This is a genomic window from Acholeplasma hippikon (assembly GCF_900660755.1).
In the GTDB taxonomy this organism is placed as follows: Bacteria; Bacillota_I; Bacilli_A; order Acholeplasmatales; family Acholeplasmataceae; genus Acholeplasma; species Acholeplasma hippikon.
The window spans coordinates 708,782-723,673 of the sequence record NZ_LR215050.1 but is presented as its reverse complement, the minus strand read 5'-3'; the positions used below and the strand labels follow the sequence as shown (position 1 = coordinate 723,673).

General features: G+C 28.7%; 12 protein-coding genes. 9 read left to right on the top strand and 3 right to left on the bottom strand.

Annotated features, from left to right (window positions below; translation table 11 throughout):
• The first annotated feature begins 80 nt into the window (after window positions 1-80).
• The 4 genes from EXC59_RS03500 (at window position 81) to EXC59_RS03485 (ending at window position 6,370) form a co-directional block, all read left to right on the top strand.
• Complete coding sequence (locus tag EXC59_RS03500; protein WP_051658914.1) at window positions 81-518, top strand: NUDIX hydrolase; 438 nt, start codon at window positions 81-83, stop codon at window positions 516-518.
• Window positions 519-688: 170 nt separating this feature from the next.
• Window positions 689-1,549, top strand: a complete 861-nt coding sequence (locus EXC59_RS03495; RefSeq protein ID WP_156952783.1) for a TMEM164 family acyltransferase — start codon at window positions 689-691, stop codon at window positions 1,547-1,549.
• A gap of 185 nt (window positions 1,550-1,734) precedes the next feature.
• Complete coding sequence (gene ribA, locus EXC59_RS03490; protein ID WP_035368188.1) at window positions 1,735-2,937, top strand: GTP cyclohydrolase II; 1,203 nt, start codon at window positions 1,735-1,737, stop codon at window positions 2,935-2,937.
• 124 nt (window positions 2,938-3,061) lie between these two features.
• The gene (locus EXC59_RS03485; protein ID WP_035368186.1) at window positions 3,062-6,370 is read left to right on the top strand and encodes a hypothetical protein; all 3,309 of its coding nucleotides are present in this window, start codon (window positions 3,062-3,064) and stop codon (window positions 6,368-6,370) included.
• Window positions 6,371-6,416: 46 nt separating this feature from the next.
• Here EXC59_RS03485 and EXC59_RS03480 read toward each other — a convergent pair whose 3' ends face one another.
• Window positions 6,417-7,481 carry an MAC/perforin domain-containing protein gene (locus EXC59_RS03480; protein ID WP_035368185.1) on the bottom strand — a complete coding sequence of 355 codons (1,065 nt, stop codon included), beginning with the start codon at window positions 7,479-7,481 and terminating at the stop codon, window positions 6,417-6,419.
• A 200-nt stretch (window positions 7,482-7,681) separates the two neighbouring features.
• Between EXC59_RS03480 and EXC59_RS03475 the strand changes: the two genes are divergently transcribed.
• On the top strand, window positions 7,682-8,824 hold the full coding sequence (locus tag EXC59_RS03475; RefSeq protein WP_051658913.1) for an endonuclease I family protein: 1,143 nt from the start codon (window positions 7,682-7,684) through the stop codon (window positions 8,822-8,824).
• 9 nt (window positions 8,825-8,833) lie between these two features.
• On the opposite strand, the gene EXC59_RS03470 is transcribed toward EXC59_RS03475, so the two are convergent.
• Window positions 8,834-10,516, bottom strand: a complete 1,683-nt coding sequence (locus tag EXC59_RS03470) for a ribonuclease J (protein ID WP_035368184.1) — start codon at window positions 10,514-10,516, stop codon at window positions 8,834-8,836.
• 104 nt (window positions 10,517-10,620) lie between these two features.
• Between EXC59_RS03470 and EXC59_RS03465 the strand changes: the two genes are divergently transcribed.
• Complete coding sequence (locus EXC59_RS03465; protein ID WP_035368183.1) at window positions 10,621-11,400, top strand: HAD-IIB family hydrolase; 780 nt, start codon at window positions 10,621-10,623, stop codon at window positions 11,398-11,400.
• Between the two features lie 89 nt (window positions 11,401-11,489).
• Window positions 11,490-12,698 (top strand): helix-turn-helix domain-containing protein, encoded by a 1,209-nt coding sequence (locus tag EXC59_RS03460; protein WP_051658912.1) that lies wholly within the window; start codon window positions 11,490-11,492, stop codon window positions 12,696-12,698.
• A gap of 33 nt (window positions 12,699-12,731) precedes the next feature.
• Here the strand turns inward: EXC59_RS03460 and coaD are convergent, their stop codons facing one another.
• Window positions 12,732-13,214: a pantetheine-phosphate adenylyltransferase gene (gene coaD, locus EXC59_RS03455; RefSeq protein WP_035368181.1), complete on the bottom strand. Its 483-nt coding sequence runs from the start codon at window positions 13,212-13,214 to the stop codon at window positions 12,732-12,734.
• 139 nt (window positions 13,215-13,353) lie between these two features.
• Between coaD and EXC59_RS03450 the strand changes: the two genes are divergently transcribed.
• Both EXC59_RS03450 and nusA read left to right on the top strand, forming a co-directional pair.
• Window positions 13,354-13,788: a ribosome maturation factor RimP gene (locus EXC59_RS03450; protein ID WP_051658911.1), complete on the top strand. Its 435-nt coding sequence runs from the start codon at window positions 13,354-13,356 to the stop codon at window positions 13,786-13,788.
• An 11-nt stretch (window positions 13,789-13,799) separates the two neighbouring features.
• Window positions 13,800-14,876, top strand: coding sequence for a transcription termination factor NusA (gene nusA, locus EXC59_RS03445; RefSeq protein WP_035368180.1), 1,077 nt, complete (start codon window positions 13,800-13,802; stop codon window positions 14,874-14,876).
• The last annotated feature ends 16 nt before the right edge of the window (window positions 14,877-14,892 follow it).

Below are 14,892 nucleotides of genomic sequence, written 5' to 3'. Positions count from 1 at the left end.
CAAATTTTTATAGGTATAATAATCTTAGAAAATATGATGTGCTATAATATTTTTGCTGAAGGAAAAAAGGAATAATCGTTATGATGAATCAAAAAACTGTACTTATTTATATTGAAAAAGATAATCACTATCTACTTATCCACAAAAGAAAAGCTGATATGAACCAAAATAAATATATGGGTGTTGGTGGTAAAATTGAACCGAATGAAACTGCATTTGATGCAGCAATTCGTGAAACATATGAAGAAACAGGTTTAACCATCAAACCAATTTATAAAGGTAATATTTATTTTCACTCATTTGAATATACAGAACAAATGATTCTCTTTAAGGCTACTGAATATAGTGGCGAGATTAAAGAAAGTGACGAAGGTGAATTAACCTGGGTTCCTAAAGATAAACTAAGAGATCTTCCAATGTGGGAAGGTGATTATTACTTCTTAGCAAAAATTGATGAACTAAAACCTTTTGAAATGCATTTGTATTATGAAGGAGACAAACTCGTAAGGGTTAAGTAATCGTATAAATTTTAAATATAAATAGGTCTGGCTCTTTGAACCAGACTTTTTTCTTACTTGTAAATAAAAATAGCTAAAAAATAGAATCATTATGTGACCTTTATAATATTTTTTGAAAAGTGGTTTAAGTTAATGTATGATATTGATATTAATTGAAAGTTAAAGAAGGAATGACTATGTTTGTGGAAGTTTTTAGTATTACATATCTTTTAGCACTAGTAATTACGGTATTTACTGTTTTAGGAACATACCTATTTTTAGTGAAAAAAGAGAAAAAGTTCCAGTATAGGTATTTACTTGTTTGGAGTTTTTTATGTTTTGTATTACACTTTGCTAAACAGTTGGTTTATTTGGATGCTACGCAATTATCAAAATCAACAGCAGAAAACATTTGCGCATTATCAACGATGATTTTCCCATTTATCATGTTATTTAAAAAGAAGAATATCTTGCATGACTTTATGTTCTTTATTGGTGTGATTGGAGGCTTAGCGGGAGTTATTTATCCGACAGAAGCACTTGGTGAAAGTATCTTTACTTTTGAAACTATACGTTTTTATTTCAGCCATATTTCATTGTTGGTTATTCCATTACTTTTAGCACTTTTAGGCTTGAGAGTTCCTGATTTAAAAAAATGGTGGTTAATTCCGCTATGCTTCTTGGGTTATCAGTTTATACTTATGCTTAATACAGCTTTACTTACCTTTACTGGTATGGTTAAAAGAGAAGGGTTTACACCATTTGAATTATTTATATCTCGGCAGTACTTAAATAATTCATTTACTTTTGGACCAACAGATGATATGGGTGCAGTGGGTAAGTTTATTGGTAATTTAACTTTACCTTTGATGAGAAAAGATATTTTAAACATTAATCAAGGTAAAGAAACTTATTGGCCAGTAATTTGGTTACTAACACCTTCCTATATTTTACTAACACCACTTTATGTATTATTCACATTACCATTTAATTTAAAGAAACAAAATAAAGAGAAAACAAAATTAGTTTTAAATGCTAAATCAAATTATTAAAAAATTATAATTAAGGACCTGATGTGAATCAGGTCTTTTTTAAAATGTAGAACTTTAGTATTCAAACATTTAAATTGATATAATGAAGATACATTAAACAATCTAAATTTTATATAGTATTTTGATGAATTATTTATTTCATCAATATTTATATATTGTATGATTAGAAAAATGAGGGCTTAAGTATGGAGAATTTTTTTCATTCAATTGAAGAAGTGTTAGAAGATATCAAGCAAGGAAAACCAATTATTATTGTTGATGACTATGATACAGATAATACTGGGGATTTTTTAGTTGCTGCACAGAAAATTACTTTAGATACATTAAGTATGATGGATAAATATTCTAAAGGGATTATCAATATTACAACAGAAAAAGATAGATTCCACGAATTAAATATTCATGCACTTTATGAACAAACAATTTCTGCTTATCAAACAACAAGAATTCTTTCAGTAGAAGTTGCTAAGAATGGTACAAGATTAGAAAAAATGCTTAAAACCATTGAAGCAATTTTAGATTCTAAATCCGTTCCCTTAGTATTTAGACAACCCGGTGTTATTTACCCAATTCAATACAGACAAGGCGGTGTGTTAAAGCGTGCCGGACGTCCTGAAGCATCAGTTGATTTAGCAAAATTTGCAGGACTTTATCCTGCAGGTGTAACATCTTTAATTGTTAAAGAAAATGGGGAACCTTATTTGTTAAATGAATTAAAAGACTTAGCACATGAGTTAGGTATTAAATGGACATCAGTTTCTAGTTTAATTCAGTATCGTGAGCGTAGCGAAAACTTTGTTAAACGCGCTGCTGAAGCCAATTTACCGACACATCACGGAGATTTTAAAATCATTGGTTTTGAAAATTCAATTAGTGGGGAACATCACGTTGCCTTAGTGATGGGTGATATAAAACCAGGAGATGAAGTCTTAGTTAGAGTGCATTCTGAATGTTTAACAGGAGATGCTTTTGGTTCAATGAAATGTGACTGTGGCGAGCAGTTACAAGCAGCACTTGATAAAATCAATGATGCGGGTAAAGGTGTTTTAGTTTACATGCGACAAGAGGGTCGTGGTATTGGCTTAATCAATAAAATTAGAGCTTATAATTTACAAGATCAAGGTATGGATACAGTTGAGGCTAATTTAGCATTAGGTTTTGCTGAAGATTTAAGAGATTATGGCATTGGGGCTCAAATCTTAACTGAGTTAGGTGTGACTAAAGTTAGACTGATGACAAATAATCCGCTTAAACTCTCTGGCTTATCTGGTTATGGTATTGAAATTGTTGAACGTGTTCCAATTCAACTTAACCATAACGAAAGAAATGAATTATATTTAAAGACTAAAAAAGATAAGATGGGACATATGTTAAAGTTTAAAGAATAGGTAATAATAAAGGGTTGATATTAATTTATCAAACCCTTTTTTAAAATTATAAAAACATAGTATAATTTAAGTAATTACTTAAATCGGATGAAATAAAAGCTTAACTGAGAATAGGGGATTTTGGATGAGGCAACTGATTATTTCAATCGCAATGGGATTAAAAAAGATTGCCTTATCCATAGGGAATCTTTTTAAATATGTTTTTATTGGGATTTACACAGCAATTTCTTATGTCATAAAAAAAGTAGCAATCACAGTTAGTAAATCATCCTCATTGTTATGGAGAAATATAATTGTTTATATTGTTAAGTTTTTATTGAAGATTTCTAAAGGAATATATCTTATTTTTAAAACGATTATTCTCTATTTAATTAAAGGTATAAAGACTATATCTATTTTTGTTTACAAACACTTTATTTATTACATCATTATTTTGTTTTATAAGGTTTTTAAAGGAATATATATTAGTTTTAAATACATTGCAATCTACTTTATTAAAGCAATTAAACATGTTTCAATCTTTATATATAAATATATTATTAAGTCTATTTCAGTCATTATATATCGATATATTTTAAAACCTTTATGGAGATTATTTATCCTTATCCTTTACTTTATTGTAACAGGAATTAAGTATATAGCAATTGGTTTAAAAAGTGCAACTCTTTGGAACTATCAACACATTTTATACCCAACTGGATTATTTATTAAGAAAACATATCATAGCCTTATTAGGCTATTAAAGAAAATATGTAGAGCTTTCAAATTAATTATTAAATGGTTGTGGAATAACATTATGCTAAAGACAGCTTTCATGATTAAGAAATTTTTCTTAATGATAGGAAAAGCACTTTTAAATGTAATTAAAGTTGTTTTTAAAAAAATCATTAGTTTCTTTTTATTTATTGGTCGTATCATTAAGTATTCAGCAATATTTTTCAAAGAAAAAATTATAATTCCAACACTAAGGTTTATATATAGTTATATTTTTGTTCCAATTGGAAAATTCTTTTTTTATATATACGTTAGTATTCGTTGGGTGTTTAAACAATTAGGTCGAGCAATAAGTTTAATGGGTAGCTTGATTTACCGATATATCTTGGTCTATATAGGTAGATTTATCAATTTACTAATTGATGGAACTTTTTGGTTATTTGAGAATCTAGGAAAAGTTTTTTGCGTTGTATTTAAATGGATTTGGAGTGTTTGCATTTTAAATATCTATAAGGCTTTTAGGTATTTATTTAAAACAATATGGATAATGATTAGATTCACAGGAATTCAACTTTGGAAATTATTAAAACTAATTGATAAAGGATATTACTATGTACTTTTATATCTTCTGAAAATTTTTAGATGGATCGTAGAGGTATTCATTAATTACATAATCATAACAATCTATAAATTCTTAAGATGGTTTGGATTAAGTATATATAAAATGACGATTAGGTTCTTTAAATTTATTTATCTATGTTATATTATGCTACCTAACTTTATGCATTCAGCAATTAAGTTAATAAAAATTTATTTTGTTTTAGTATTGCACTTAATCTTTATCCAGACACCTAAATTTATTTTTTATACATTACCTTTATTTTTATTTAAGAATCTTTTTAAATTGATAAAATGGATTTCCAAAGGCTTTGAGATTATTTTCAATTTTATAGTCAAATATATAAAAATAATTATCAAGTCAATTCTTAAAGTATTTGAAGTACTTTGGTTATATCTATTAGATTATCTAACTTATTATTACATTGTTTTATTATCACCAATAATCTTAATTGTTTTAGCAGTGATGTTTGTTTTTACATTAATTTATTTATTACCTATATATCTGTATATAGCTGTCAAATCTTTATTTGGAAAAAAAGTATTATCACCCAATGAAATTATTTATGTCAAAGAACCGTATGAACCCATTAAATATTTAATAAATAATATTAAAAGTTTTACCCTAACATTAAAATATAAATATGTCTTTTCAGCTAAATTTAAGAGTGCTTGGTTATTAGTTAAAATACTGACATGGCAACTAGTTTACGGTATGTTTTTATTTTTATTAACGGCAATTATTTATTTACCATTCAGTCTATTAAGCTTAGTGGTGTATAAAGATAAGCATCTTGATAATAAAATTATTTTAAAAAGTAGAGTTTCTAATGGGTTAATGATGTTAAAACCGATAAGGTTATTTAATAAAAGTTTAACATATGAAGTTTTTGGTGCATATTTAGATGAGGAAACTAAACAACTTGTTTTACCAAAAACAACTGAAACAAGTGTTTTTGTTAAAGTATTATATGATGATAAAGTTACCAAGGAAATTTCAATACAAATAAAAAGATCTGAAAAGGCAGATTACTTATATCATTTCAATGAACTTAAAAATGAAATTCTTAAGAATAAAACATATCAAGTTAAGTTACCAGTTTTAGTGAGTGATGAATTGAATGTGAAGTATGAAAATATCTGGCAAAGAGATAAGTTAAATGATAACACATTAATCGTTCGATCAGTTGTTAGAAAGACTGATATCAAACTTATTTTAGAAAATAAAGATAAGAAAGCAGTTTTTGAGCAAAATATTGAATTAAGAGGTTTAATTAACCCAACTAAAGTAAGAAGATTAAATGGAAAACCATTAATATTAAAAAATCAGGAAAAAATATACAAGTATTTACCTAAAGGGTATTGTTATAACTTTTATGATAATCCATATTTAAATCATGAAGGCAGTATAAAAATTAAAGATGATATTTCATTTATGTTACCAATTAGCATCGAAGGTATTAATGAAATTTATCACTTAAATATTAAACATAGAGCATCTAGAAAGGTTTTAAAATCTTATATCAAAGAATTAAAAACAGACTTAATTAATGATAATAAGATGGGGGTTAACTTTAAAGACATTAAAAGAGAAGATGGTTCAATAAAATCGGTACAGTGGTGTATTGATGGAAAACGTCAATATGGATTGCTAAATAAAGAAGAACTCTATCGAAAAATAAAACAAAAGAAGAAAACAATTTTAACTGCAAGTTTTGAGTTTAATGGTAAAAAAATAGATAAAAAGATAAAAATCTACAATGAAGTAGATAAAAAAACATTATATAATGAAAAATTGAATGTATTTTTGGGAAAATATTTTAATGTAGTAGATAAAGAAAACAATATTTATAAAATAAAAAACATATATCAAGTCTTAAATAGAAAATATATTAAGTTACCAACTTTTGTCATGGGTAACATCTTAGCTATCAGACTCGTAACCTTAGATAAAGAACTTAAAAACTCAGGTTTAATTCTTGATGAAAAAAGAGCATCGTTTTATTTAAAAACGATTGTTTATGAGAATATCTTTAAAAGAAGAGTAATCCATATTACCCTTTTAAATGGAAAACAATTATCAAAAGATAATGAAGAATAAGAAAAAACCTATGTAATGATGTTTTCATCACATAGGTTTTTATTTATTAATTGGATGTATAAGTTAGTGATAATTCAAGATAAGCTTTTTCAAAGATAGTCTTGATGTAATCTAATTTAACTACACCATAATTTGGTACTTCAATTTTTGAAGGTAGTAGGTCCCAAATTGGAGTTAATTCATAGCCAATCATGTTTTTATATGAATCCTCTGTAAAAGTACTTTTCCAATTATTTACATCACTATTTACTGCATTTAAGTTAATGAAATTTAAATGCTTTCCACCTATTGTACGAATATCACTAGAAAAATATGATGGAAATGGTACTGAAGATAACACTTTAGTAAGTTTAGGGTGAACAAGTTCAATTGTGTCATTCAGATAATCAGGGATTTGATAAAAGTTAGTGTTAATTAATAGTTTTTCAAAATCAGTAGCATCATCTTGTAATGATATGGATATATTATAACTTCCTCCAAAAGAAGCACCGAGTGCTACATGAGTTCCATAGGAAAGTAGGATATATTTTGCATAATGAATGTATTCAGTTTGTGGAACTTGGTCTAACATAAACAACTCATTAATAAACTCAGGGATAAGTTCAATGTTTTCTAATTGAGTGTCTAAGTTATTTACATAAATCTTATCCGTTTGAATCGTAACACCGCTATTATAGAAAAACCCGTTATCTTCCTTACCTAGTTTTTGATATAAATTGATAAGTGATAATTGATGATTCATAAAGAGTGTTTGTGTCTTATCGACAAATTTGGGTAAATTTATTTCGTTATAGAATCTATTTTGGTAATTTGCATCACTATAGCCAAAATATTCAGTTTGTTTAATTTCGTAGGATTCAATACGTTCAAAAGTTAGAGAATCTAACCAGTCTTGAGTATATATAGATTGACTGTACTGAATTGAATCTAAAGTATTAAAATTAAGATCAAAAACATTTACTGTTTTTCCTAAATAATGTGGATGCACACCAGAAATAATGATTGGTGAAGGATATTTCGTTTGATTTTGTACATTCATACCGTATACAATATTTACATTCATGATAAATATCAATAAAAATGAAATAATGATCATCGTGATTTTCTTCATTTACTTACCGCCCTTTAAGCTAATCTATCACTATTGTACAGAATAAAAATAGATATAGCAATCGAATCATTAATTGATAAAGTATATGTGTAAAAGAATTGAATTCTATGATTCATAGATTGATTTATTAGATAAACATTTATTGGTTATTTTACTAAAAACAATGTATAATAAGTTGAGTCAAACAAGGAGGCATAATCATGGCGAAAAGTAAAAAGAAGCAAGTGAAAAAAGTCGTAAAAAAATACAAAAAACTTAGTACCCCACTTAAGTTTTTAGTCATTGTATTATTACTTGCTATTGTTGGTGCTGGCGTATATTTATATGCTAACGGGTATTTAGATGAATTTCTTTATCCACCAGTTGTAGATACTGAAGACCCAGGAACAAATCCAGGTACTGATCCAGAGGAAGGATATTCAGCTAAACAAAATGCCGAAGGATATTACTATTATACTGAAGCAGGTTTTGGCACTGGTGAATATTATTATGATGCAAAAAATAAAACAGGTGATGAATTAATTATTAGTTTAAGAACCATCGTCAATACAAACTTTAATCCGATTTCATATGGTGATGCTAGATATGTTTTATCTTATAGTGATCGTATCACTAAAGATGGAGAAACATATGTATATGGCATGTATGATGGAGATAAGATTGCAACCGAATGGATTGGTTCAGGCGCAGGTGCTTGGCAAAGAGAGCACGTTTGGCCAAACTCTAAATTAGGTATTCCAAGAGTAGAAAATAGTTCTAAGAATCAGGGTTCAGATGTACATAACCTACGTGCAATCACAGGTATTAATCAAACACGTTCAAATAGATATTTTACAGCAGGCTCTGGTGCTGCTAAAACAGTTGGTTCAGAAGCATTTTATCCAGGGGATGAATTCAAAGGCGATGTTGCAAGAATTTTATTCTATATGGTTATTAAGTATGATTTCTTAACATTAACTGATGATGAATCAAAATTAATTAATGATCCAAACACAAACTATACACTTTCTGGCGCTTATAGTGGTTTATTATCATTATTAATCGAATGGCATAAAGAAGACCCGGTAGATGAATTTGAAATTCAAAGAAATGAATTCATTTATAGTGGGATTGCTTTTAACCCAAGTGGTAAGGCAATTAATCCACAAGGAAATAGAAATCCATTTATTGATAAACCAGAATTAGCACATTTAATTTTTGAAAATAAAACAATTGAAGAATTAAAAGAACCGGTTGTTGAAACGGCTTCATCAATTGATTTTATGGAATTTAAACCAGTAAGTTTTGTGATGGTTGCAGAAATTAATATTTTAAATAAAAAGAGTTATGCATTGTTTGCATAACTCTTATTTTTATAATGTCATAAAGATTGGGATAATCATTGGTTTTCTTAAAGTGATATCATAGATTTTTTGACTTAACATATCAATAATACTTTGTTTAAGATTTAATTCATTATAACTCTTCTTAGGTAATTCTGATTGAACTAATTTCTTCACATCGTTACTTAAACTTTGAGTTAATTCTTCGTTACCTTTCATGTAGATAAAGCCACGAGAGATAACCGTTGGATCAGTGACTAATTGTTTTTTATTTGAGTCAATTGTCAACACAATTGAGAATAAACCTTCTTCAGAAAGGATTTTTCTTTCGCGTAAGATAGAGTTACCAATATTACCAATACCTGTACCGTCAATATAAACATCACCTGCTTGAACTCTACCAGCATGACGTAATGTATCTTTTGTAATAGCTGCAACATCACCATTGTCCATGATTAAAACATTTTCTGGTTTCACACCGCAATCAACTGCTAATTGTTTATGATGTTTTAACATTCTATGTTCACCATGCATTGGAATAAAGAATTTAGGTTTTACTAAAGTTAACATTAATTTTAAGTCGGGTTGTGAACCGTGTCCTGATGTATGTGTATCAGCGATTGGTCCGTGCGTAATAACATTAACATCATTTCTAAATAAAAGGTTAATAGTTTTATTAATTGGGTCTTGGTTACCAGGAATTGGAGAAGAAGAGAAGATAACAGTATCACCTTTCACTGTTTTAATTTGACGGTGAGAACCATTAGCGATTCTTGATAATGCTGCAAGTGGTTCACCTTGAGAACCAGTTACAAGAATACAAGTTTCTTCTAATCTAAATTTATTTAATTCTTCAGGATCAACAAGTGTTCCTTTTTTAGGTTTGATGTAACCTGATTGGATACCAGCTTCAATTGCACGTTCCATAGAACGACCAAAGACTGCAACTTTTCTACCAGTTAATTCACTTGCAGCAATAATTTGTTGAATACGGTAAAGGTTTGATGCGAAAGTCGCAATAATAATTCTTCCAGGAATTCTAGTGAATAATTCATTAATAGATTTACCAACTTTTGATTCTGATTGAATTAAACCTTCTTGTTCAGCATTGGTTGAGTCAGATAACATAAGAAGTGTTCCTTCTTTACCAAGTTGAGCTAACTTATCGTATTCCGCATGAGGGCCTACTGGTGTATAGTCAATCTTAAAGTCCCCAGTATGGAAGAGATTTCCATGTTCTGTTTTAAAGACAAAACCAAACATATCTGGAATTGAGTGATTTAATCTAATGAATGATAACTCAACGCCTTTAAAGTTGTAAGTATAATATGATTTATATTCTTCAATTTTAGGCATTTGAATATCTCTATGTTCACCTAATTTATATTCGATTAAATCAACAGCAATACCAGATGCATAAATTTTAGGAATTTTAACTTGTTTTAGTAAATAAGGGATACCACCAATATGGTCTTCGTGACCATGCGTGATAAAAAGACCGACGATTCGCTCTTCGTTTTCTTTTAAATAAGTATAATCAGGAATGACATAATCAATTCCTAGTAAATCATCGTCTGGAAATAAAATTCCTGCATCGACAATGAAAATTTGATCTTTAATTTCGTAAACATAGGTATTTTTACCTACTTCGCCTAGTCCACCTAAGGCAAAAACCCCGATTTCATCGGTATTAAGCAGCGTGTTTCTTTGCATGTGATAAACCTCGTATCGCTAAAACTTTCTTTTATTATACTATAAAAAAATTAAAAATATGAATAATTTGTTTCATGATAAAATAAATTAGGAAGAGGTAGCATATGAAAAGACTATATATTTTTGACATTGATAATACTTTAAGAAGTTCTAAACAACAAAAAGTGTTAAGCCAAACAATTAAATTAATTAAAGAAATTGCAAGTAACCCTGATTATGTCTTAGGTTTAGCAACTGGACGTGGACCGGCAAAGATTAATGTATTAAATGATTTATTACCATATTTTAAATATAAAGTTTTAGTTAATGGTGGTGTTATTTTAGAAAATAACAAAATCATTTTTGATGATCCAATCGATAAAAGAGATATTGACAAAGTTGCACAAGATACAATGAATCGAGGGTTCTCTATGGGAATGGTCGGATATGATGAAGAAGCCATTACCTTTGTTGATGAACATGTAAGTTACGCATTTAAAGGATATGATACGAATAAACCAAAAGTAGATGCGGACTTTTACCTAAATCACAAGGTATATCAATTATGGGTATTTAATAAAGACCAACAAGTCTTACTAGATTTAGCAAAAAGTTATACTAATTTCAAACCATACTTATGGCATTATGGTGGAATTGATTTAGTTTATCCAAGGGTTTCAAAAGAACATGCGGTTTCAATTATCAAACAAAAATATCCAGAGCATGAACTTATTTGTGTCGGGGATGGACATAATGACTTTGGCATGATTAGATTAGCTGATAAGGGCGTTATTATGGGAAATTCTCGTTGGTTAGATGAAATCAAAGAGGAAGCAACTTTCATTGCCCCACACATTGAAGATGATAAGTTATACGATTTTTTTAAAGAAAATAACTTGATCTAAAGCTCACTCCATGATTCATAGAGTGACTTCTTTTTTGCATGGGTGGTTTTTTTAAGTGTTAAAGGGATAATAAAATTGAGGTGATAAGTATGAATCCAAAATTAATTGGAGAGTTTATACAAAAAAGAAGAAAAGAAAAAGGTTTAACGCAATCGGATCTTGCAAACTTATTAGGTGTAACCGATAAAGCAATTTCTCGTTGGGAAACTGGAGAGGGATTTCCTGAAATTACCATGTTACCTAAATTAGCCATTATATTTGGTGTAACTGTAGATGATATTTTAAATGGTGAAATCAAGGAAAAAGAAACACTTGAAGTGAAAAAAGATGTTAAACAGGAAAAATCACTGTTTAATATGTTAAGTATGTTTGCGTATTTAATTACTGTTTTAGGGGGATTTATTAGTGTAATTGTTGCCTATGCAAAAACCCAATCCTTATGGCCGTTTTTTATTAACCTAGGTACGATTCTTGTAGGTATCGTATTATATACTGTATCAAGATTCATCTACCTATCGAATGTAACACACGATGAAGAAGCCAAAAAAACAGTATTTAAGAATACTGAATTAACGGTTGGGTTAAATTTATGTAACTTAGTTTTATATGCGCCAATCTTAATTGGATATGCAAAAATTACGACTGAACAAATATTTATTCAGGATTCAATAATTAATGGAAAGTATTATTTTATATTATTAATGTTTACGACATTAGCGGGATTACTGATTTGGTTTATTACTTATTTAGTACACTATGAAATTATTTTTAAGAAACCAAAATTTAAGATCAATCAAGATATTTATCGATTTTTCGAAAATAAATTGACGCTTCTAATCGTATCACTTGCGATGTTTTCACTCTATATATTAGATTTTCATTCAGTGATTACGGTTGCAACGTTTATGTTTGTTATTCCACTTATTTTATTTTTCTATAAAAAAGTTACAATTTATGAATTAATTACTTTTATATATAATGCTTTATTTTTAGCAGTTCATATACATGATGATATTGGGCCTTTTTTATTCATTATCTTCATCATTAATGGTGGTATATGTTTATTCTTAATGTTTTTTAAAAAAGCATATTTCCCAAGGGTTCTGATGGTTATTTCATTAAACAGTGCATATTTTAGATATTTATACATGTATAAGCATAAGTACCATTTAGAAAACTATTCCCTTTATTATGGAATTGCGTTTTTAATTCAAGCAGTGATTCTTATTCTTGTTCCTGTATTACAACGAAAAATTATAAAGAAAAAGACTGAACATATTCAAGAAATAGAAAATTAAGCAAAGAAAAAGCCTTCGATTGAAGGCTTTTTGTTATTTTCTAGGTAATCCATCAATCACATCATCAACAATTTCTTCTGGAATATATAAAGAAATATCTGCACCATGATAGACTAATTCTTTAATTGAAGAACTTGAAACGAAGTGGTTTCTACTTGATGGGAATAAGACAACTGTTTCCACATCAGGATTTAAATTTCTATTAAATTGATATAACTGATATTCATATTCGTAATCAGCAATGTTGCGTAATCCACGGAAAAGTAACTTAATGTTTTCTTTTGCTGCAAATCTAACAACTAAATCATCAGTTGCAGTAACTTTAACATTAGGTAAATGTTTGATTACTTTATTAATCATTTCAAGTCGTTTCTCTAATGAAAACGAAAACTTCTTTTTTGGATTATCGGCAACGATAACATAGAGTTCGTCTACTAATTCAGATGCACGTGTAATCACGTCTAAATGACCTAAAGTTAGTGGATCGAATGAACCCGGATAAACACCTTTTTTCATAATAAACCTCACTTTATTCACATATATTTTAGCATAGAAGTTTTTATTTCTTGTCATTTATTCTTATAAATGGTATAATTTTTTTGAAGATGTAAGTGGGGCCCTGGTGTTCTCACTTATTTTTGTGAAGGAGGGTGCAATGAACCTAAATTTAATTAAAGAGAAGGTACTAGCAATCTTTTCAAAGCATGATTTAGTATTATACGATATCTTTGAAGAACGCATGGGAAAAGAAAAAATCCTTACCATTCTCATTGATAACGAAATTGATCACACATCTTTAGAGGCTATTCATATGGAAGTTTTAGATGAAATCAATGACGATATTCCTGACAACTATTATCTACAATTATCTACAGTTGGTATTGAAAAAGAACTGAGAAATATAGATGAAGTTACAAAAAATGTTGGTGGATATGTATACATTGAATCACAAAACTTTACAGGAGATGCAACATTAGATAGTGTTGAAGAAGGAATCTTAAAAATAAGTTTCTTCTTAAAGGGAAGACCTAAAAAACTAGCAATTCCATACGAACAAATTAAATTTATAAGACTAGCTGTCAAATTTTAGAGGTGAAATAAATGATTAGTAAAGCGTTCTACGCAAATATTGAAGAAGTAGCTCTTGATAATGATTTAACAAGAGAACAAGTCTTCTATGCTTTCGAGCAAGGATTAATTGCTGCATGTAAGAAACAATTAGGCGTTCAAACTTGCCGCGTTGATTTTAGAGAAGAAAAAAATGAGATTTTAATTTATGGTCAATACTATGTGTTACCAGAAGGTGAAATCAGCTTAGATTTAGATAAAAAATATACATTCATCACATTAGCAGATGCAAAAGAAATCAATGCACGTGCTAAAGCAGGCGAAGTATTAGAAGTTAAGATTGAACCATCAGAATTCAATCATAATGCATCACGTGATTTAAAGAATCGTTATAATGAAGTTTTAAATTCAATTAAAAAAGAAACACAATATCAAGCACTAAAGAAATTACAAAATGAAATGGTTAATGCTAGAGTGTTAGATGTTGAACAAGACTTCTACCGTATTGAAATTGCTAAAGATGTAGTGGTGATGTTACCTAAGAAAGAAACTTTACCACAAGATAACTTCCACATAGGTGATAGAGTTAAAGTTTTAATCACAGATGTTGAAATGAAAACTAAGGGTCCAAAAATCTATGTTTCTAGAACAAATACTGCTTTAGTAACAAGATTATTAGAAGATTTAGTTCCAGAAATTAAAGATGGAACAATTGAAGTTGTTGGTATCGCTCGTGATGCTGGTGACAGATCAAAAGTAGGTTTACGTTCTAATAATCCAAATGTTGATGTGATTGGTGCAACAGTTGGTGAAGGCGGATTACGTATTAAAGAAATTTCTAAATTCCTAGGCGGAGAAAAAATTGATTTATTTAGATGGTCAGATAATGAAAAAGATTTAATTGCAAATTCATTACAACCAGCGCCAGTAGTTGCAGTTACTAAGATTAATCCAAAAGAAAAGACTGCATTAGCAATCGTTCCAGATGCTCAATTATCACTTGCAATCGGTAAGTTAGGACAAAACGTTAAGTTAGCAGTTCAAGCTTCAGGTTGGAGTATTGATATTAAATCTGAAACAGTTGCACATCAAGAAGGAATTATTTATTAAACAATAGTTTAAGGAG

Bases quoted from the DNA above. Each gene is read 5' to 3' on its own strand.
- EXC59_RS03500 (WP_051658914.1), top strand. From the start codon at position 81: ATGATGAATCAAAAAACTGTACTTATTTATATTGAAAAAGATAATCAC.
- EXC59_RS03495 (WP_156952783.1), top strand. From the start codon at position 689: ATGACTATGTTTGTGGAAGTTTTTAGTATTACATATCTTTTAGCACTA.
- ribA (WP_035368188.1), top strand. From the start codon at position 1,735: ATGGAGAATTTTTTTCATTCAATTGAAGAAGTGTTAGAAGATATCAAG.
- EXC59_RS03485 (WP_035368186.1), top strand. From the start codon at position 3,062: ATGAGGCAACTGATTATTTCAATCGCAATGGGATTAAAAAAGATTGCC.
- EXC59_RS03480 (WP_035368185.1), bottom strand. From the start codon at position 7,481: ATGAAGAAAATCACGATGATCATTATTTCATTTTTATTGATATTTATC.
- EXC59_RS03475 (WP_051658913.1), top strand. From the start codon at position 7,682: ATGGCGAAAAGTAAAAAGAAGCAAGTGAAAAAAGTCGTAAAAAAATAC.
- EXC59_RS03470 (WP_035368184.1), bottom strand. From the start codon at position 10,516: ATGCAAAGAAACACGCTGCTTAATACCGATGAAATCGGGGTTTTTGCC.
- EXC59_RS03465 (WP_035368183.1), top strand. From the start codon at position 10,621: ATGAAAAGACTATATATTTTTGACATTGATAATACTTTAAGAAGTTCT.
- EXC59_RS03460 (WP_051658912.1), top strand. From the start codon at position 11,490: ATGAATCCAAAATTAATTGGAGAGTTTATACAAAAAAGAAGAAAAGAA.
- coaD (WP_035368181.1), bottom strand. From the start codon at position 13,214: ATGAAAAAAGGTGTTTATCCGGGTTCATTCGATCCACTAACTTTAGGT.
- EXC59_RS03450 (WP_051658911.1), top strand. From the start codon at position 13,354: ATGAACCTAAATTTAATTAAAGAGAAGGTACTAGCAATCTTTTCAAAG.
- nusA (WP_035368180.1), top strand. From the start codon at position 13,800: ATGATTAGTAAAGCGTTCTACGCAAATATTGAAGAAGTAGCTCTTGAT.